The 18415-nt window shown below is 71.7% G+C and carries 15 protein-coding genes and 1 pseudogene; 9 read left to right on the top strand and 7 right to left on the bottom strand.

What is annotated here, in order from left to right; genetic code table 11:
• Nucleotides 1-174: pseudogene (locus IF22_RS0128640) on the top strand (C39 family peptidase); the annotation flags it as partial.
• A 104-nt stretch (nt 175-278) separates the two neighbouring features.
• On the opposite strand, the gene recQ reads toward IF22_RS0128640, so the two are convergent.
• Nucleotides 279-2123, bottom strand: coding sequence for a DNA helicase RecQ (gene recQ / locus IF22_RS0128635; RefSeq protein ID WP_030337353.1), 1845 nt, complete (start codon nt 2121-2123; stop codon nt 279-281).
• A gap of 280 nt (nt 2124-2403) precedes the next feature.
• Here recQ and rapZ point away from each other — a divergent pair, with 280 nt between their 5' ends.
• The 8 genes from rapZ to IF22_RS0128595 all read left to right on the top strand — a co-directional run bounded on the left by rapZ (nt 2404) and on the right by IF22_RS0128595 (nt 9519).
• Nucleotides 2404-3306 carry an RNase adapter RapZ gene (gene rapZ / locus IF22_RS0128630; protein WP_156057957.1) on the top strand — a complete coding sequence of 301 codons (903 nt, stop codon included), beginning with the start codon at nt 2404-2406 and terminating at the stop codon, nt 3304-3306.
• Nucleotides 3303-4385, top strand: a complete 1083-nt coding sequence (locus tag IF22_RS0128625) for a gluconeogenesis factor YvcK family protein (RefSeq protein WP_030337351.1) — start codon at nt 3303-3305, stop codon at nt 4383-4385. Before rapZ ends, IF22_RS0128625 begins: the two co-directional genes overlap by 4 nt.
• Nucleotides 4386-4439: 54 nt before the next feature.
• Nucleotides 4440-5420: a DNA-binding protein WhiA gene (gene whiA, locus IF22_RS0128620; protein ID WP_030337350.1), complete on the top strand. Its 981-nt coding sequence runs from the start codon at nt 4440-4442 to the stop codon at nt 5418-5420.
• A gap of 267 nt (nt 5421-5687) precedes the next feature.
• Nucleotides 5688-6692: a type I glyceraldehyde-3-phosphate dehydrogenase gene (gap, locus tag IF22_RS0128615; RefSeq protein WP_030337349.1), complete on the top strand. Its 1005-nt coding sequence runs from the start codon at nt 5688-5690 to the stop codon at nt 6690-6692.
• The gene (locus IF22_RS0128610) at nt 6689-7888 is read left to right on the top strand and encodes a phosphoglycerate kinase (protein ID WP_030337348.1); all 1200 of its coding nucleotides are present in this window, start codon (nt 6689-6691) and stop codon (nt 7886-7888) included. Before gap ends, IF22_RS0128610 begins: the two co-directional genes overlap by 4 nt.
• Complete coding sequence (gene tpiA, locus IF22_RS0128605) at nt 7889-8680, top strand: triose-phosphate isomerase (protein WP_030337346.1); 792 nt, start codon at nt 7889-7891, stop codon at nt 8678-8680.
• 96 nt (nt 8681-8776) lie between these two features.
• Entirely contained in the window at nt 8777-9037 is a 261-nt protein-coding gene (gene secG / locus IF22_RS0128600; protein ID WP_030337344.1) for a preprotein translocase subunit SecG, read from the top strand.
• 140 nt (nt 9038-9177) lie between these two features.
• Complete coding sequence (locus IF22_RS0128595; RefSeq protein ID WP_030337342.1) at nt 9178-9519, top strand: RNA polymerase-binding protein RbpA; 342 nt, start codon at nt 9178-9180, stop codon at nt 9517-9519.
• 10 nt (nt 9520-9529) lie between these two features.
• Here IF22_RS0128595 and pgl read toward each other — a convergent pair whose 3' ends face one another.
• The 6 genes from pgl to tkt all read right to left on the bottom strand — a co-directional run bounded on the left by pgl (nt 9530) and on the right by tkt (nt 18200).
• Nucleotides 9530-10300 (bottom strand): 6-phosphogluconolactonase, encoded by a 771-nt coding sequence (gene pgl / locus IF22_RS0128590; RefSeq protein ID WP_030337340.1) that lies wholly within the window; start codon nt 10298-10300, stop codon nt 9530-9532.
• Nucleotides 10301-10444: 144 nt separating this feature from the next.
• The gene (locus IF22_RS0128585; RefSeq protein ID WP_030337338.1) at nt 10445-11461 is read right to left on the bottom strand and encodes a glucose-6-phosphate dehydrogenase assembly protein OpcA; all 1017 of its coding nucleotides are present in this window, start codon (nt 11459-11461) and stop codon (nt 10445-10447) included.
• Nucleotides 11458-12972 (bottom strand): glucose-6-phosphate dehydrogenase, encoded by a 1515-nt coding sequence (gene zwf / locus IF22_RS0128580; RefSeq protein ID WP_030337336.1) that lies wholly within the window; start codon nt 12970-12972, stop codon nt 11458-11460. Before zwf ends, IF22_RS0128585 begins: the two co-directional genes overlap by 4 nt.
• A 101-nt stretch (nt 12973-13073) precedes the next feature.
• The gene (locus tag IF22_RS0128575) at nt 13074-14723 is read right to left on the bottom strand and encodes a glucose-6-phosphate isomerase (RefSeq protein WP_030337335.1); all 1650 of its coding nucleotides are present in this window, start codon (nt 14721-14723) and stop codon (nt 13074-13076) included.
• A gap of 147 nt (nt 14724-14870) precedes the next feature.
• On the bottom strand, nt 14871-16046 hold the full coding sequence (gene tal, locus IF22_RS0128570; RefSeq protein WP_030337334.1) for a transaldolase: 1176 nt from the start codon (nt 16044-16046) through the stop codon (nt 14871-14873).
• A 15-nt stretch (nt 16047-16061) separates the two neighbouring features.
• A complete protein-coding gene (tkt, locus tag IF22_RS0128565; RefSeq protein ID WP_030337332.1) occupies nt 16062-18200 on the bottom strand; it encodes a transketolase in 2139 nt (712 codons plus the stop codon).
• Nucleotides 18201-18415: the final 215 nt, after the last annotated feature.

The following is an 18415-nucleotide window of genomic DNA, read 5'->3' as shown; positions in this document are numbered from 1 at the left end:
GACGGTGGTATCCACTCCTTCGAGGGCGGGCACTACATCAGCGTCGTCGGCTACCGCGATGGCGGGAACGTGGTGAAGATCGCCGACTCCGCCAACCCGAACACCGCCTCCTACGAGGTCACCGTCGAGCACCTCGCGGACTGGATCGCCACCCGCGGCTACGCCACCAGCTGACACCAGCACGCCAGCACACAGCACGCCAGCACACAGCACCCCAGCACCCCAGCACACCGCCGAAGGGCCGGACCCCACCACGGGGCCCGGCCCTTCGGCGTGCCTCAGTCGGTGGCGAGGACGGCCAGGATCTGCTCGCCGTACTTGGCGAGTTTGTTCTCGCCGACCCCGCTGACCCGGGACAGGTCGGCCAGTGTGCGGGGCGCGTCGCTGGCGATCTGTCGCAGGGTGGCGTCGTGGAAGATCACGTACGCCGGAACGCCCTGCTCTTTGGCGGTGGTCGCTCGCCAGCCGCGCAGCCGCTCGAACAGCGACGCGGCGGCCGGGGTCAGCTCGGCCACGACGGTGGCCGAGCCGCGCGGCTTCGACGAGCGGCTCGATGGCGCCTTCTCCGGCTCGCGGCGCATGGTGACGGTGCGGCGACGACCCAGGACGTCGGCGCTGGCCTCGGTCAACGCCAGCGTGCCGTAGTCACCTTCGACGGCGAGCAGCCCTTCGGCGAGCAACTGCCGGACCACGCCCCGCCACTCGGCCTCACTGAGCTCGGCGCCGATGCCGAAGACGGTCAGCGAGTCGTGACCGTACTGGCTGATCTTGTCGGTCTGCTTGCCGAGCAGGATGTCGATGCAGTGCCCGGCACCGAAGCGCTGGTTGCGTTCGCGGTCGAGGCGGAAGACGGTGGACAGCAACTTCTGGGCGGCGACAGTGCCGTCCCAGGACTCCGGTGGGGTGAGGCAGGTGTCGCAGTTGCCGCAGGCGGTCGTCGTCGTCTCGCCGAAGTATTCGAGCAACTGGACCCGCCGGCAGCGGACCGTCTCGCAGAGGGCGAGCATCGCGTCCAGGTGGGCGGCGAGGTTGCGGCGGTGGGCGAGGTCGCCGTCGGACGTCTCGATCATCTTGCGTTGCTGGACGACGTCCTGCAGCCCGTACGCCAGCCAGGCGGTGGACGGCAGGCCGTCCCGGCCGGCGCGGCCGGTCTCCTGGTAGTAGCCCTCGACGGACTTGGGCAGGTCGAGGTGGGCGACGAACCTGACGTCGGGCTTGTCGATGCCCATGCCGAAGGCGATGGTGGCCACCATGACCAGGCCGTCCTCGCGCAGGAAGCGTTGCTGGTTGGCGGCGCGGGTGCCCGCGTCCAGCCCTGCGTGGTAGGGCAGGGCGGCGATGCCGTTGGCGGTGAGGAACTCCGCCGTCTTGTCGACCGAGGCCCGGGACAGGCAGTAGACGATGCCGGCGTCGCCGGGGTGCTCGTCGCGCAGCAGGGTCAGCAGCTGCTTGCGGGGCTCGCGCTTGGGCACGATCCGGTACTGGATGTTGGGCCGATCGAAGCTGGCCACGAAGTGCCGGGCGTCGTCGAGCTTGAGTCGGGTCGCGATCTCGGTGCGGGTGGCGCTGGTCGCGGTGGCGGTCAGCGCGATCCGGGGGACCTGCGGCCAGCGTTCGTGCAGCATCGACAGCGCGAGGTAGTCGGGGCGGAAGTCGTGCCCCCACTGGGACACGCAGTGCGCCTCGTCGATCGCGAACAGCGAGATGCGCCCGCGGTCCAGCAGGGCGAGGGTGGACCGGACGCCGAGCGCCTCCGGCGCCAGGTAGAGCAGGTCCAGCTCACCGGCGACGAAGGCGGCCTCCACCCGCCGCCGGGCGTCCAGGGTCTGGGTCGAGTTGAGGAACCCGGCGCGCACGCCGACCGCGGTGAGCGCGTCCACCTGGTCCTGCATGAGCGCGATCAGCGGGGACACCACGACCGCCACCCCTTCGCGGACCAGGGCCGGGATCTGGTAGCACAGGGACTTGCCGCCACCGGTGGGCATCAACACCAGCGCGTCGCCGCCGGCGACCACGTGGTCGATCACGTCCTGCTGGAAGCCACGGAACGCGTCGTAGCCGAAGACCCGGCCCAGCACATCCAGGGCGTCGGAGGCGGTACGCAGGTCGGTGGGAGAAGCCATCCGGGGAGTCTACGAGCCGACCCCGACAGCGCCCGCCCGGCGCACCCGGACCGGTGCGCCGGCCGGGGGAGCGGTCCGGGCGCGATCGGCATGAACCCAGCCGTACGCGGTGTCGGGAGGGCGACCGTCGCACGGTCCGCGGGGCATCGCCCGGCCACGGGTGCCCGGTCCTGACCCGACGGCGGGATAGAGTCGCTGATTGACCAATCGCGGCCGAAGGCGGCCGCGGCGCCACGGCTTGGGGGTACGGGTGAGCGAGGCGCGCACAGCCGGTGACCGGATCGACGGCCCGGAGGCCGACGACGAGCAGTCGGCGGCCGAGTCGGAAACCACTCTCGTGGTGGTCACCGGCCTCTCCGGGGGTGGCCGCAGCACTGTCGCCCGGGCGTTGGAGAACGTCGGCTACTACGTCGTGGACAACCTGCCGCAGGCCCTGATGCTGGACATGGCCGAGCTGGCGTTCAAGGCGGGCGGTGCGGCCCGGCGTACCGCCATGGTGCTGGACGTGCGGTCGCGGGCCTTCTCCACTGACCTGGCCGGGGCCATCCGGGAGCTCAAGGAGCGCGGGTTCTCGCCCCGGGTGGTCTTCGTCGACGCCGACGACGAGGTGCTGATCCGGCGGTTCGAGAGCGTTCGGCGTTCGCACCCGTTGCAGGGTGACGGGCGGTTGGCCGACGGCATCGCCGTGGAGCGCGGTCTGCTGGAGGAGGCCCGCGACCAGGCCGACGTGATCATCGACACCAGCCACCTGAACGTCAACCAGCTCCGGCGGCGCATCGAGGAGCTGTTCGGCGGCGAGGACGCCCGCCGGCTGCGGGTCACCGTGTTGTCGTTCGGCTTCAAGTACGGCCTGCCACCGGACGCCGACTTCGTGCTGGACGCCCGCTTCCTGCCCAACCCCTACTGGGTGCCGGAGCTGCGTGAGCACACCGGGCGGGAGGAGGCGGTCAGCGCGTACGTGCTGGGTCAGGAGGGCGCGGACGCCTTCGTCGCCTCGTACGCCGACCTGGTCAACGCCACCACCACCGGCTTCGAGCGGGAGGGCAAGCGGTACCTCACCGTCGCCGTGGGCTGCACCGGCGGCAAGCACCGCAGCGTGGCCATCGCCGAGGAGCTGGCCAGCCGACTGCGGCACTCCGGGCTGGCGGCGAACGCCCAGCACCGTGACCTGGGGCGGGAATGACGACCCGGCGGGTGGTGGCGTTCGGCGGCGGGCACGGGCTGTCCGCCTCGTTGCGCGCGCTGCGCCACTGCGCTCCCGAACTCGACCTCGACATCACCGCAGTGGTCACGGTGGGTGACGACGGCGGCTCGAGTGGCCGGCTGCGGGCCGAGCGGGGTGGTCTGCCCCCGGGTGATCTGCGTCAGGCGCTCGTGGCGTTGGCCGGGGACCACCCGGCCACCCGGCGCAGCGCCGGGCTGTTCCAGCACCGCTTCGCCGCCGTGCCGGTGGGCGTACCCCGATCCGACGGGACCGACCCGGGCCCGGCGGCGGGCGACGACCCGGGCCCGGACGGCCCGGCCCGACACGGTGCGGCCCTGCGCGGCACCGACGGGGCGTCGGCCGGCGGGGACGGTCTGGCCGGGCACGCGGTGGGCAACCTGGTGCTCTGCGGCCTGACGGAGCTGCTCGGCGACCCGGTGGCGGCGCTGGAGCACGCCGGCGCGATGCTCGGCGCGGTGGGCCGGGTGTTGCCGATGTCCCGACAACCGGTCGGGATCGAGGCCCGGGTACGCGGCGCCGACCCGGCCGCCCCCGACGAGGTGCGCACGGTCACCGGCCAGCACCAGGTGGCCGTCACCACCGGACGCGTCGAGTCGCTGCGCCTCACCCCGAGCGCCCCACCGGCCTGCGCCGAGGCCATCGAGGCGATCCGGGCGGCCGACTGGCTGATCTTCGGGCCGGGCAGCTGGTACACCAGCGTGCTACCGCACCTGCTGGTGCCGCAGTTGGCCGACGCCATCGTGTCCACCTCGGCCCGGCGGCTGGTCACGCTGAACCTCGCCGCGGAGAAGGAGACCCTCGGGCTCTCCGTCGCCGACCACCTCGCGGCGCTGCACTGGTACCTGCCCGAGCTGAAGGTGGATCTCGTGCTCGCCGACGCCAAGGCGGTGGGTGACCCCGAACCGGTCGAACGTGCGGCAGAATCGCTGGGTGCCCGCCTGGTCCTCGCCCCCGTCGCCGTTGTCGACGGGACTCCCCGCCATGATCCGGCTGCCCTGGGCGCCGCGCTGGTGCCTGTCCTGGGCGCCGATCGTTAGACACGTACGTAATCTCCGGCGACACGCCGGAACAGGTCCGTGAGGGGACGCACAATGGCGATGACGGCCGCGGTCAAGGACGAGCTGAGTCGGGTCGACGTGCCCAAGCCCTGCTGCCGGCGGGCGGAGATGGCCGCGCTGCTGCGCTTCGCCGGCGGGTTGCACATCGTCTCCGGCCGGGTGGTGGTGGAGGCGGAACTGGACACCGGGGCGGTTGCCCGGCGGCTGCGCCGGGAGATCGCCGAGGTCTACGGCTATCCCAGCGAGATCCACGTGCTGGCCTCCGGTGGGCTGCGCAAGGGCAGCCACTTCATCGTGCGGGTGGTCAAGGACGGTGAGGCCCTCGCCCGGCAGACCGGGCTGCTCGACGTGCGGGGCCGTCCGGTGCGCGGTCTGCCCCCGCACGTGGTGGCGGCGAACGTCTGCTGCGCGGTGTCCGCGTGGCGGGGCGCGTTCATGGCCCACGGCTCGCTCACCGAGCCCGGCCGCTCCAGCGCGCTGGAGATCACCTGCCCGGGGCCGGAGTCGGCGCTGGCGCTGGTCGGCGCGGCCCGGCGCATCGGCATCACCGCGAAGAACCGTGAGGTACGCGGGGTGGACCGGGTGGTCGTCAAGGACGGCGACGCGATCGCCGCGCTGCTCACCCGGATCGGCGCGCACTCCAGCGTGCTGGCCTGGGAGGAGCGCCGGGTACGCCGGGAGGTGCGGGCCACCGCCAACCGGCTCGCCAACTTCGACGACGCCAACCTGCGCCGTTCGGCGCGGGCGGCGGTCGCCGCGGCCGCCCGGGTCACCCGCGCGCTGGAGATCCTGGCCGACGAGGCGCCCAACCACCTGACCGACGCCGGGCGGCTGCGCCTGGAGCACCGGCAGGCGTCGCTGGAGGAGTTGGGGGCGCTGGCCGACCCCCCGCTGACCAAGGACGCCATCGCCGGGCGGATCCGCCGGCTCCTGGCGCTGGCCGACAAGCGGGCCCGGGACCTCGGCATCCCGGATACGGAAGCAGCCGTCACGCCCGACATGCTCGTGGTCTGATAGGACGGTGGGGCCGCACGGTGCGTCCGGGAGCACGACCCGGCGCAGCGTGGTCTCGCACGCTCGGATAGGGTCGCTGCGTACGGCAAGGGGGCCGACACCGGCACTCCTCGTCGTGCCCCACCGCCTCGGGCGGTCAGGTCCTCAGACCGCGCGGCGGGGTGGCCGAGATGAACCGTCGACGGCCGGCTCCAACGGTCGGCGCACACCATTCCCGCCGGCCCGTTGTGTGAAGCCGGCGGACCAGAACGCGAGGAGATGGGACCTGTGACCATCCGGGTTGGCATCAACGGCTTTGGCCGAATCGGCCGTAACTTCTTCCGGGCAGTGCTGGCGTCTGACGCCGACATCGAGGTCGTGGCGGTCAACGACCTGACCGACAACGGCACGCTCGCCCACCTGCTCAAGTACGACAGCATCCTCGGTCGTCTGCCCTACGAGGTCAAGGCCACCGCCGACGAGATCACCGTCGGTGGCAGGACCATCAAGGCGTACGCCGAGAAGGACCCGTCGAAGCTGCCGTGGGGCGAGGTCGGCGCCGACGTCGTCATCGAGTCGACCGGCTTCTTCACCGACGCCACCAAGGCCAAGGCGCACGTCGACGGCGGGGCCAAGAAGGTCATCATCTCCGCACCGGCGAAGAACGAGGACGTCACCGTCGTCATGGGTGTCAACCACGACACCTACGACCCGGCGAAGCACACCATCATCTCCAACGCCTCGTGCACCACCAACTGCCTCGCCCCGATGGCGAAGGTCCTGCACGACACGTTCGGCATCCAGCACGGTCTGATGACGACGATCCACGCGTACACCCAGGACCAGAACCTCCAGGACGCGCCGCACTCGGACCTGCGTCGGGCCCGGGCCGCCGCGCTGAACATCGTGCCGACCTCCACCGGCGCCGCCAAGGCGATCGGCCTGGTCCTGCCGGACCTCAAGGGCAAGCTCGACGGGTACGCCCTGCGGGTGCCGATCCCGACCGGCTCCGTCACCGACCTCACCGTCAACGTGGGTCGCGAGACCACCGTCGACGAGGTCAACGCCGCGCTGAAGGCCGCCGCGGACGGCCCGCTCAAGGGCATCCTGGTCTACAACGAGGACCCGATCGTCTCCACCGACATCGTGACCGACCCGGCGTCGTGCATCTTCGACGCGCCGCTGACCAAGGTGGTCGGCAACCAGGTCAAGGTCGTCGGCTGGTACGACAACGAGTGGGGCTACTCCAACCGCCTGGTCGACCTCGTCAAGCTGGTCGGTAGCTCGCTGTGAGCATCCGGACCCTCGACGATCTGCTCGCCGAGGGGGTGTCGGGTCGGCGCGTGCTGGTGCGCGCCGACCTGAACGTCCCGCTCGACAAGCAGACCGGTGCCATCACCGATGACGGCCGGATCCGTGCGGTGCTGCCGACCCTCGGCGCGCTGGTCGAGGCCGGCGCGAAGGTGGTCGTCTGCTCGCACCTGGGCCGTCCGAAGGGCGCTCCGGACCCGCAGTTCAGCCTGGGCCCGGTCGCCGGGCGCCTCGGTGAGCTGCTCGGCGCGCCGGTGCACTTCGCCACCGACACCGTCGGCGACTCCGCCCGTTCCACAGTGGCCGGCCTGGCCGACGGTCAGGTCGCCCTCCTGGAGAACCTGCGCTTCAACGCCGGTGAGACCAGCAAGGACGAGGCCGAGCGGGGTGCCTTCGCCGACCAGCTCGCCGCGTTCGGCGACGCCTACGTGGACGACGCGTTCGGTGCCGTGCACCGCAAGCACGCCAGCGTCTTCGACGTGCCGGCCCGGTTGCCGCACGTCGCGGGCCGGCTGGTGCTGCGTGAGGTCGAGGTCCTCTCCAAGCTCACCGGTGAGCCCGAGCGGCCGTACGTGGTGGTGCTCGGTGGGTCGAAGGTGTCCGACAAGCTCGCCGTGATCGAGGCGCTGCTGCCCACCGTCGACCGGCTGCTCATCGGTGGCGGGATGTGCTTCACCTTCCTCAAGGCCCAGGGCCTGGAGGTGGGCACCTCGCTGCTGGAGAAGGACATGGTCGAGACCTGCCGTAACCTGCTGGAGCGGTCCGGCGGCAAGATCATGCTTCCGGTCGACGTGGTGGTCGCGGACGCGTTCGCCCCGGACGCGGCGCACGACACGGTGCGGGTCGACGGCATCCCGAGCCACCGGCTCGGCCTGGATGTCGGCCCGGAGACGGTGGCTGGCTTCAGCGCCGCGCTGTCCCAGGCGAAGACGATCTTCTGGAACGGCCCGATGGGCGTGTTCGAGATGCCGGCCTTCGCGGCGGGCACCCGGGGGGTCGCGGAGGCGATCACCAAGGCCGACGCGTTCAGCGTCGTCGGCGGCGGTGACTCGGCAGCCGCGGTCCGTGCGTTGCGGCTGGACGAGACTGATTTCAATCACATCTCCACCGGTGGTGGCGCCTCCCTGGAATACCTCGAGGGCAAGACCCTCCCCGGCATCGCGGCCCTGGAGAACTGAATGTCGAGCACCACCCGCCGGCCGTTGATGGCCGGCAACTGGAAGATGAACCTCAACCACCTCGAGGCCAACCTGCTGGTGCAGAAGTTGGCGGCGAGCCTCACCGAGAAGCAGCTCACCGACGTCGAGACGGTCGTGCTGCCGCCCTTCACCGACCTGCGAACCGTGCAGACCGCGGTGGACGGCGACAAGCTGCTGATCGGCTACGGCGCGCAGGACCTCTCCCCGCACGCGTCCGGCGCGTACACCGGGGAGATCTCCGGGCCGATGCTGGCCAAGCTCGGCTGCACGTACGTCGTGGTGGGGCACTCCGAGCGGCGGGCCTACCACCACGAGGACGACGCGTTGGTCAACGCCAAGGTCAAGGCGGCGCTGACGCACGGCCTGACGCCGATCCTCTGCGTGGGGGAGGGGCTGGACGTCCGCGAGCAGGGCACCCACGTGGCGCACTGCTCCGACCAGCTCGACGGGGGCCTCGCCGGGCTCACCCCCGAGCAGGTGCGGCAGGTAGTGGTCGCGTACGAGCCGGTCTGGGCGATCGGCACCGGCAAGACCGCGACCCCTGACGACGCTCAGGAGGTCTGCGGGGCGGTGCGTCAGCGGCTGGCGGCCCGCTTCGACCAGGAGACCGCCGACCAGGTCCGGGTCCTCTACGGCGGCTCGGTCAAGGCGTCCAACATCGCCTCGATCATGGGTCAGGCGGACGTGGACGGGGGCCTGGTGGGGGGCGCCAGCCTGGACGCCGAGGAATTCGCTCAGATCTGCCGGTTCCCGGAGCACCTCGCTCGCTGATCGCTCGGTATCCTTGACACCGCCCGTCCGCCGGTCGGTGCCGCCGTGCCCGATCAGACCGGGCGAGGATCGCTACGAGAGGAACTGACCCCAGCCATGCCGATCTGGTTCGCATACACGTTGATCGTGTTGCTGGTCATCACGAGCATTCTGCTCACCCTGCTGATCCTGCTGCACCGCGGCAAGGGCGGCGGTCTGTCGAGCATGTTCGGCGGTGGCGTCAGCTCCAGCCTCGCGGGCTCCTCGGTCGCGGAGAAGAACCTGGACCGCTACACCGTGCTGGTGAGCGTCGTCTGGTTCGCCGCGATCGTCGGGCTCGGGCTCTGGCTGCGCCTCCAGATGAACAGCGGCGCCTGAGCAGGCCCAGTAAGTCGTACAATCTGCGCGCGGTTCGTCACTCGACGGACCGCGCGCAGGCTTTTCCCCGCTGCACCGCGTCGCCCGCCGCTCCACCCCCGAAGACGGCGGGTCCCCTCCGACGACAGGAGCGAGCAGCCGTGCCGAGTGGCAACGTTATCCGGGGAGCCCGGGTCGGGTCCGCACCCATGCGCCCGGACGAGCGGCACCAACCCGCCCCCCGACAGGACGTCACCTACTGGTGCCGTAACGACCACCGGGTCGACATCCGGATCGCCGCGGACGTCGAGCCGCCGGCCCAGTGGGACTGCCCCCGCTGCGGCCTGCCCGCCGGCCCGGACGCCCAGAACCCGCCGGGCCGGGCCCGCGCCGAACCGTACAAGAGCCACCTGGCGTACGTGAAGGAGCGGCGCACCGCCGAGGAGGGCGAGGCCCTGCTGAACGAGGCGCTCGCCGCTCTGCGGCGCCGACGCGGCGAGTAGCGGGCCGCGCTCAGCGCAGGCTGCGCAGCCGGGCGGGCACGTCGGCGGCCGCCGCCCGGTCCAACAGCCAGCGGGTGCGGCCCACACCGCGCACGCCGGCCGCCGGCAACTGCACCGGGCCCGCGCCGGCCAACGCCATACCCACCGCGCGAGCCTTGTCGGCGCCGGCGGCCACCAGCCAGACCTCTTCGGCGGTGTTGATCGCCGGCAGGGTGAGGGTGGTCCGCGTCGGCGGCGGCTTCGGGCTGCCCCGCACCGCGCTGACCGGCCGCGTCTCGTAGCCGACCGGGTGCTCGGGGAAGACCGACGCCACGTGGCCGTCCTCGCCGACGCCCAGCATCAGCACGTCGAAGTGCGGCAGGGTGGCGTGCCCGGGCCGGGCGGCGCGGGCCAGCTCCTCCGCGTACCCGGCAGCCGCCGCCTCGGGGTCGTTGCCGGCCGGGCCGTCCGAGGCCGGCATCGCGTGCACCCGGGCCGGGTCCAGCGGCACCACGTCCAGCAGGGCGGCGCGAGCCTGGGTCTCGTTGCGGTCCGGATCACCGGCGGGCAGGAACCGTTCGTCGCCCCACCACACGTCGACCCGGGACCAGTCCACCGCGTCGCGGGCCGGCAGCGCCGCCACCGCCCGGTACACGGCGGCGGCGACCCGACCGCCGGTGAGCACCACCGAGGCTTCGCCCCGGTCGGCCTGGGCGTCGAGCAGCTTCACCAGCAACCGGGCCGCCACGGCCTGCGCCAGCAGGTCGGCGTCGGCGTGGACGGCGACACTCGCCTCACTCATGGTTGCGCCTTCGTTTCCCGACCGCCCGGCGGTCGCTGTCGTGCCCGGGACGGTCCGCCCGAGGTGGTTGGGGCGAAAACCCCAGAGGTTGCGGGGCAGGGCCGGTGGGTACTGGCCCTGCCCGACGTCGTACCCCGGCTGGGCTCAGCCCTCGCCGCTGGTGCCGGCGTGCGCGGTGACCCCGGCCTCGGCGCGCTGCGCGGTGGCCGGATCCTTCCAGACGTGGACCCGCTGCGGCGGGCGCTGCTCCAGCCCGCGCAGGCCGGCCGTCGCGCCCAGCGCCTCCGCGTACACCTGGTCGGCGTCCAGCCGGCGCAGTTCCTCGGCCAGTTCGTCGCCGAGCGGGCGGCGGACCAGCGGCAGAGCCCGGTCTTCCTGACCCGTGCGCCGGAAGACGGCCATGCTGTCCTCGCGGGTCAGCGTCAGCTGGTCGCCGTTGGCGCAGCTGAGCTGCACCTCCCGCATGCGGGGGAACTCGTTGCTGTCCACCCGGTGCGGGGTGATGCCGAGCCGGCTGGACAGCCAACCGGCCATCAGCGCCGCCGTCGGGTCGCTGGGCGGCGCGACGATTCTCGCCTCGGTGACCTGGGCGCTGGTGGTGTCGAACGCCCCGGCGACCAGGGTGCGCCACGGGGTGATGCGGGTCCACGCCAGGTCGGTGTCGCCCGGTGCGTAGTCCCGGGCACGCTGCCGCAGCGCCTCCACCGGGTCGGCGGCCTGCGCGCAGTCGGTGATCCTCCGGTCGGCCACCACCCCGAGGAAGTCGGTGGCGATCTCCGCCGGCGGCTCGCCGTGCCACCAGGTGACCACCGGCACGTCGGGCACGAGCAGCGGCATCACGACCGACTCGGCGTGCAGCGACAAGCGGCCGTACATCCGGGTGACCACCGCCTCGCACGGGCCGAGCCGGCCACCGACCACGATCTCCGCGTCCAGTCGGTTGCGGTCCCGCTCGATCTCCGAGCGCACCACCACCAGGAGCCGGCACGGGTGGGCGGCGGCGGCGATCGTCGCCGCCGCCTCCGCCTCCCGGACCCGCTTCTCGTCCACGACCACGATGAGGGTGAGCGCCATGCCGCTGGCCACCCCGCCGGCGCTGCGCCGCTCGGCGGCGAGCGCCTTGACCACCTCGTTGCCGGTGGTGTCCCACAGCCCGATCATGCTCGTCTCCAGGCGCGGCCCTCGCGGGCCAGCATCTCGTCGGAGGCCCGTGGGCCCCACTCACCGGCCCGGTACGGCTCCGGGGTGGTGCCCGCCCAGGCGTGCTCCAGGGGGTCGATCACCTGCCAGCTCTGTTCGACCTCGGCCGCGTCCGGGAACAGGGTGCGGTCACCGATCAGCACGTCCAGCACCAGCCGCTCGTACGCCTCGGGGCTGGACTCGGTGAACGCCTCGCCGTACTGGAAGTCCATCGCGATGTCGCGGACCTCCATGGTGGTGCCCGGCACCTTCGAGCCGAACTTGAGCACCACGCCCTCGTCCGGCTGCACCCGGATGACCAGCTGGTTGTTGCCCAACGACTCCATGTCGGCGTCGTTGAACGGCAGGTGCGGCGCCTTCTTGAACATGATGGCGACCTCGGTGACCCGCCGGGGCAGCCGCTTGCCGGCCCGGATGTAGAACGGCACCTCCGCCCACCGGCGGTTCTGGATGCCCAGCCGCACCGCCACGTACGTCTCCGTGGTGGAGTCGGCGGGGACGTCCTGCTCGTCCCGGTAACCGACAGCGCGTTCGCCGCCCACCCAGCCGGGCAGGTACTGGCCGCGGACGGTGTCGCGGGTGACGTCCTTGGGCAGGGTGATGGCCTTGAGCACCTTCAGCTTCTCGGCCCGGATCTCGTCGGCGTCGAAGCTGGTCGGCTCCTCCATCGCCACCAGGGCGAGGAGTTGCAGGAGGTGGTTCTGCAGCACGTCACGGGCGGTGCCGACGGTGTCGTAGAAGCCGGCGCGGGTGCCGATGCCGACGTCCTCCGCCATGGTGATCTGCACCGAGTCGACGTACTTGGAGTTCCACAGAGGCTCGAACAGGTTGTTGGCGAACCGCAGGGCAAGGATGTTCTGAACCGTCTCCTTGCCCAGGTAGTGGTCGATCCGGAAGACGTCCTGGCGGGTGAACACGTCGTCGACGAGGTCGTTGAGCGCCTTCGCCGACGGCAGGTCGTTGCCGAAGGGCTTCTCCACCACGACCCGCCGCCAACCGCCGGACTTCTCGTTGTCGGCCATTCCGGTCCGTGCCAGCTGCTTGAGCACCACGGGGAACGCGGCCGGCGGGATGGAGAAGTAGAACGCCGCGTTGCCGGTGATGCCGTGGGTCTGACGCAGGTCGTCCAGCGTCGACGCGAGGTGGTCGAACGCGGCGTCGTCGTCGAACGACCCGCCGACGAACTTGATGTTGCCGGCCAGCCGCGCCCACACCTCGTCCCGCCACGGGGTGCGGGCGTGCTTCTTGGCCGCCTCGCACGCCAGGGTCTCGAAGTCGCCGTCACCCCAGTCGCGGCGCGCGAAACCGAGCACCACGAAGCCCGGCGGCAGCAACCCCCGGTTGGCCAGGTCGTAGACCGCGGGGAGCAGCTTCTTGCGGGCCAGGTCGCCGGTCACCCCGAAGATCACCAGAGCGCACGGCTCGGGGATCCGGGGCAACCGGCGGTCCTGCGGATCGCGCAGCGGGTTCACCGAGCCACCTTCGGTTCGCGACTCCGGGGCTCGCAACCCCGGCTCACTCCTCGCGCTCACGGAACCGCCTCCTCGCTCCGCTTCAGTCACGTCGTCCATCCTCACGCCCGCAGATCACCGACCGCGTCCAGTAGTTGGGCGACACCGGCGGCCCGGTCGGTCAGGTGCAACCGCAGGACCGGCCGGTCCCGACCGGCGAGCGCCTGCCGGTCCCCGGCGGCCTGCGCCGCCTGCAGCTCGCCGAAGGTGTACGGCTTGCCCGGCACCGCCAGGTCCTCGGCCACCGCGCCGGTCACCTGGAGGTAGCTACCCACCTGCGGACCGCCCTTGTGGTACTGGCCGGTCGAGTGCAGGAACCGCGGCCCCCAGCCGAAGGTGACCGGCCGCCCGCTCGCCTGCGCCAGCAGCGGCCGCAGCTTGGCCGTGTCGGCGTCGGCGAACCGGTCGAGGTACGCCATCACCGCGAGGTAACCGTCGTCGCCCAACCCGTCGAGCAGCCAGCGCAGCACGCCGGCCAGGTCACCCGGGGCGCCCTGCGGGGCGTACACCTCGATCGCGCCCTCGGTGAACGACGGCGTCTCCGCCGGCAGGCCCGAGGCCAGGATCTTGTTGGTGTTCTCCTTGGACTCCGTGACGTTCGGCTGGTTGAACGGGTCGATCCCGAGCACCACACCGGCCACCGCGGTGGCGTACTCCCAGGCCAGGAACTGCGCGCCCAGCGGGCCGTTGACGGCCACGTCCGGGGTGGCGCCGCCGCCCGGCACGTCACCGGGGGCCAGCGCGCCCCCGTAGCTGACGGTCAGCACGTCCGGGCCGGTGGCACCGGGGCTCTGCGGGGACTCCACCACCACCGGGAGGATGCCCACCCCGGCCTTGCCGGTCGACTCGGCGATCAACTGCTCGGCCCAGTCGCCGAGCCCGTCGATGCCGGTGCCGTCGGAAACGAGGGCGACCTTGTCCCGGGCCACAGTGGCCGCGGCGCCCAGGGCCGCGCCCAGGGCCAACGCCGGGTTGTTCTGGTCCGCGCCGAGCGACGTGGCCAGCGCGTCGGCCTGGTCGAGCAGTTCCGCGACCTCCACGCCGGCCAGCGCCGACGGCACCAGACCGAACGCGGTGAGCGCCGAGTACCGGCCGCCGACGTTCGGGTCGGCGAGCACTGTGAACGCGCCCATCTCGGTCGCGGTGGCCTCCAGCGGCGAACCCGGGTCGGTGACGATGACGAAGTGCCGGCCGGCCTCCGCCTCGGTCATCCCGGCGTCCAGGAACGCCTGCCAGTAGGCGCGCCGGTGGCTGTCGGTCTCCACCGTCGACCCGGACTTGCTGGCCACCACCACGACGGTGCGCTCCAGCCGGTCACCGAGCGCCGCCCGGACCTGGCCCGGGTCGGTGGTGTCCAGCACCGTCAGCGGACGACCCAGCGTCTGGGTGATCACCTCGGGCGCGAGCGACGAACCGCCCATGCCCGCGAGCACCACGTGATCCAGGTCGGCCAGCTCGGCGGTCAGCTCGGCCAACTGCGCGAGCAGCTCGCGGCTGCGCCGGTGGGTGTCCACCCAGCCCAGGCGGATCTTCGCCTCGGCCTCGGCGTCCGGACCCCACAGGCTCGCGTCCTTGCCCGCCAGCTTGCCCGGGACGCCGGCCTTGACCAGCGCCTCCCGGGTTGAGGCGGGCGCGGCCTTGTCGACCGCGTCCGCGCCGTACACGGAGAGCCCGGCGGCTCCCTCCACCGCCCCAGCAGGCAGGTCGCTCATGCCATCACTCCGCTTCGCTGCGTGCCGTCATGAGGCCTCATCGCACTGAGCTTGCTGATTCGCTCGCTGCGCTCGCTCATGCCGTCACTCCGCTTCGCTGCGTGCCGCCATGAGGCACCGTTGCACTGAGCTTGCTGATTCGCTCGCTCATGCGCCACCAGCCTTCTCGGCGGCCTTGGCGTTGCCCTTGGCCGCCTTGTTCGGCGAGCCCTTGCCGGTGCCCGCCGCCGCCAGCGACTTGCTGACACCGTCGAGCAGCTCCTGCCAGCTCGCCTCGAACTTCTCCACACCCTCGCGCTCCAGGGTGGCGATCACGTCGGACATGTCCACCCCGACCGACTCCAGGTCCGCGAAGACCTTCCGGGCCGCGTCGTAGGCGCCGGTCACGGTGTCGCCGCGCGTCTCGCCGTGATCGGCGTACGCGTGGATGACCGCCTCCGGCATCGTGTTGACCGTGCCGGGGGCGATCAGCTCCTCGACGTAGATCACGTCCCGGTAGTCCGGGTTCTTCGTCGAGGTGGACGCCCACAGCGGCCGCTGCGGGTGCGCGCCGGCCGCCTCGAGCGCCTTCCAGCGGTCCGAGGAGAACACCTCGGTGTAGCGCTCGTACGCCAGTTGGGCGTTGGCGACGGCGGCCTTGCCCTTGAGGCCCTTGGCCTGGTCGGAGCCGACCTTCTCCAGCCGCTTGTCGACCTCGGAGTCGACCCGGGAGACGAAGAACGACGCGACCGAGCCGATCTTCGACAGGTCGTGACCGTTGGCCTTGGCCTGCTCCAGACCGGCCAGGAACGCCTCCATGACCGCCGAGTAGCGGTCCAGACCGAAGATCAGCGTCACGTTGACGCTGATCCCCTCGGCGAGGGTGTCGGTGATCGCCGACAGGCCCTCCTCGGTGGCCGGGATCTTGATGAAGAGGTTGGGCCGGTCCACCAGCCACCACAGCGCCTTGGCCTCGGCGACGGTCTTGTCCGCGTCGTGCGCGCTGCGCGGGTCCACCTCGATCGAGACCCGGCCGTCGACACCGGCGCTGCCGTCGTACGACGGGCGCATGACGTCGCAGGCCCACCGTACGTCGTACGTGGTGAGCATCCGTACGGCCTCTTCCACGTCCACGCCACGGGTGGCGAGGTCGCGCAGCTGCCAGTTGTACTCGTCGGCGTCGCTCAGCGCCTTGGCGAAGATCGTCGGGTTGGTGGTGACGCCGGCCACGTGCTTCTCGCGGCGCAGCTGGTCCAGCCCGCCGGAGCTCAACCGCACCCGGGAAAGATCGTCGAGCCAGACCGCCACACCCGCGGCGGTGAGCTCATTCAGCTTGTCCGTCATGCCATCCACGCTCCCTCAGTTGCCGGTCGTGAAACCGGTGATGTCGCCCACCCGGGCCAGCGAGGCGTGTGCTGCCGCCACGATCCGGTCGGGGGTGAACCCGAACTGCTCGAAGAGCACGGTGTGCGGGGCGCTCGCTCCGTAGTGCTCCAGGCTGACGCTCTCGCCGAGGTCACCGACGATGCCGCGCCAGGACATCGCGATGCCCGCCTCCACGCTCACCCGTGCCTTTACCCCGCGCGGGAGCACCGACTCCCGGTACGCCTCGTCCTGCTCGTAGAACCATTCCTGGCAGGGCATCGAGACGACCCGGGTCGGGGTGCCGTCGGCCTCCAGCCGCTCCCAGGCGGTCAGGCAGAGCTGCACCTCGGAACCGGTGCCGATGATGATCACCTGAGGCTTGCCGTTGGACGCCTCGGCCAGCACGTAGCCACCGTTGGCCACGCCTTCCGCGCTGCCCAGGACGTCGCGGTCCAAGGTCGGCAGCGGCTGACGGCTCAGCGCCAGCGCGGTCGGCCGGTCGGTGTGCTCCAGCGCCTTCCGCCAGGCCCAGGCGGTCTCGTTGGCGTCCGCCGGACGGACCACGTCCAGGCCCGGGATGGCGCGCAGCGCGGTCAGGTGCTCCACCGGCTGGTGGGTCGGGCCGTCCTCGCCGAGGCCGATCGAGTCGTGCGTCCAGACGTAGGTCACCGGCAGCTTCATCAGCGCGGCCAGCCGCACCGACGGGCGCATGTAGTCGCTGAAGACCAGGAACGTGCCGCCGTACGGGCGGGTGCCGCCGTGCAGGGCGATGCCGTTGAGGATCGCGCCCATGGCGTGCTCACGGATGCCGAAGTGCAGCGTGCGGCCGTACTCGTGGCCCGGGAAGTCCTTGGTGGCGTGGGCGGCCGGGATGAACGACGGCTCGCCCTTCATCGTGGTGTTGTTGCTCTCGGCCAGGTCGGCCGAGCCACCCCACAGCTCCGGGAGCACCGGCGCGAGCGCCTCCAGCACCTTGCCGGACGCGGCCCGGGTGGCCACCCCCTTGGCGTCCGCGGGGAAGACCGGCAACGCGTCGGTCCAGCCGTCGGGGAGTACGCGGCCCGCCAACCGCTCGTAGAGCGCGGTGCGCTCCGGGTTGGCCTTCTTCCACGCGTCGAACGCGGTGGTCCACTCCTGCTGGGCGTCGGAGCCGCGTCCCATCACCGTGCGGGCGTGGCTGAGCACCTCCTCGTCGACCTGGAACGTCTGCTCCGGGTCGAAGTCGAGGATCCGCTTGGTGGCCTTCACCTCGTCGGCGCCCAGCGCCGAGCCGTGGATCTTGCCGGTGTTCTGCTTGTTGGGGGCGGGCCAGCCGATGATGGTGCGCAGCGCGATGAAGGAGGGGCGGGCGGTCTCCGCCTTGGCGGCCAGCAGCGCCGCGTAGAGCGCCTCGGCGTCCTCGTGGTAGTCGCCCTGGTCGGCGTCGCCGCTGCGCCAGTCGACGGTCTGCACGTGCCAGCCGTACGCCTCGTAGCGGGCGGCCACGTCCTCGCTCTTGGCGATCCGGGTGTCGTCCTCGATGGAGATCTCGTTGTCGTCGTAGATCACCGTGAGGTTGCCCAGCTGCTGGTGCCCGGCGAGCGCGCTGGCCTCGTGGCTGATGCCCTCTTCGATGTCACCGTCGGAGACGATGCACCAGATGTCGTGGTCGAAGACGGACGCGCCGAGCTCGGCCTCGGGGTCGAACAGGCCGCGCTCGCGGCGGGCCGCCATGGCCATGCCGACCGCGTTGCCCAGACCCTGCCCGAGCGGGCCGGTGGTGGTCTCGACGCCCGGCGTGTGCCCGTGCTCGGGGTGCCCCGGCGTCTGCGAGCCCCACTGCCGCAGCGACTTCAGGTCGTCCAGGCTCAGCGGGTAACCGGAGAGGAACAGCTGGATGTAGAGCGTCAGGCTGGAGTGCCCGGCGGAGAGGACGAACCGGTCGCGGCCGGGCCAGTTCGGGTCGGCCGGGTTGTGCCGCATGACCCGGTTGAAGAGGAGGTACGCCGCGGGCGCGAGGCTCATCGCGGTGCCCGGGTGACCGTTGCCGGATTTCTCTACGGCGTCCATGGCCAGCACGCGGACGGTATCGACGGCCCGGCGATCGAGGTCGGACCAGTTCAGTGCGGAGTGCTCGGGTCGTTTAACAGCCACGATGGTTGTGCTCCTCGGCAGATGGGCGGAACCCTCACCGATGACCTTATCGAGCGTCCCTAAACGTGCGCCCGGGGATCTGCGCATGGTGTGCGCTACGTGACCATCCGGATGCTCGGTTCAACCCGGTGGTGTGACGACCCGCACCGTTGTCGGGTCGGCCGGGCAGCCAAAACGACGACGCGTAGTGTGTGGGTCGGTATGCGGACCCTCCC

It is taken from the genome of Micromonospora parva (assembly GCF_000718515.1).
GTDB classification, from domain to species: domain Bacteria; phylum Actinomycetota; class Actinomycetes; order Mycobacteriales; family Micromonosporaceae; genus Micromonospora; species Micromonospora parva.
The sequence above is the reverse complement of the archived record's forward strand: the minus strand, read 5'-3'. Positions and strand labels throughout refer to the sequence as shown.

What these genes read in the sequence shown, in the direction of transcription:
- IF22_RS0128575 (WP_030337335.1), bottom strand. Translation starts at nt 14,723, where the DNA reads ATGAGCGACCTGCCTGCTGGGGCGGTGGAGGGAGCCGCCGGGCTCTCC.
- IF22_RS0128585 (WP_030337338.1), bottom strand. Translation starts at nt 11,461, where the DNA reads ATGATCGGGCTGTGGGACACCACCGGCAACGAGGTGGTCAAGGCGCTC.
- pgl (WP_030337340.1), bottom strand. Translation starts at nt 10,300, where the DNA reads ATGAGTGAGGCGAGTGTCGCCGTCCACGCCGACGCCGACCTGCTGGCG.
- whiA (WP_030337350.1), top strand. Translation starts at nt 4,440, where the DNA reads ATGGCGATGACGGCCGCGGTCAAGGACGAGCTGAGTCGGGTCGACGTG.
- tpiA (WP_030337346.1), top strand. Translation starts at nt 7,889, where the DNA reads ATGTCGAGCACCACCCGCCGGCCGTTGATGGCCGGCAACTGGAAGATG.
- recQ (WP_030337353.1), bottom strand. Translation starts at nt 2,123, where the DNA reads ATGGCTTCTCCCACCGACCTGCGTACCGCCTCCGACGCCCTGGATGTG.
- tal (WP_030337334.1), bottom strand. Translation starts at nt 16,046, where the DNA reads ATGACGGACAAGCTGAATGAGCTCACCGCCGCGGGTGTGGCGGTCTGG.
- IF22_RS0128625 (WP_030337351.1), top strand. Translation starts at nt 3,303, where the DNA reads ATGACGACCCGGCGGGTGGTGGCGTTCGGCGGCGGGCACGGGCTGTCC.
- secG (WP_030337344.1), top strand. Translation starts at nt 8,777, where the DNA reads ATGCCGATCTGGTTCGCATACACGTTGATCGTGTTGCTGGTCATCACG.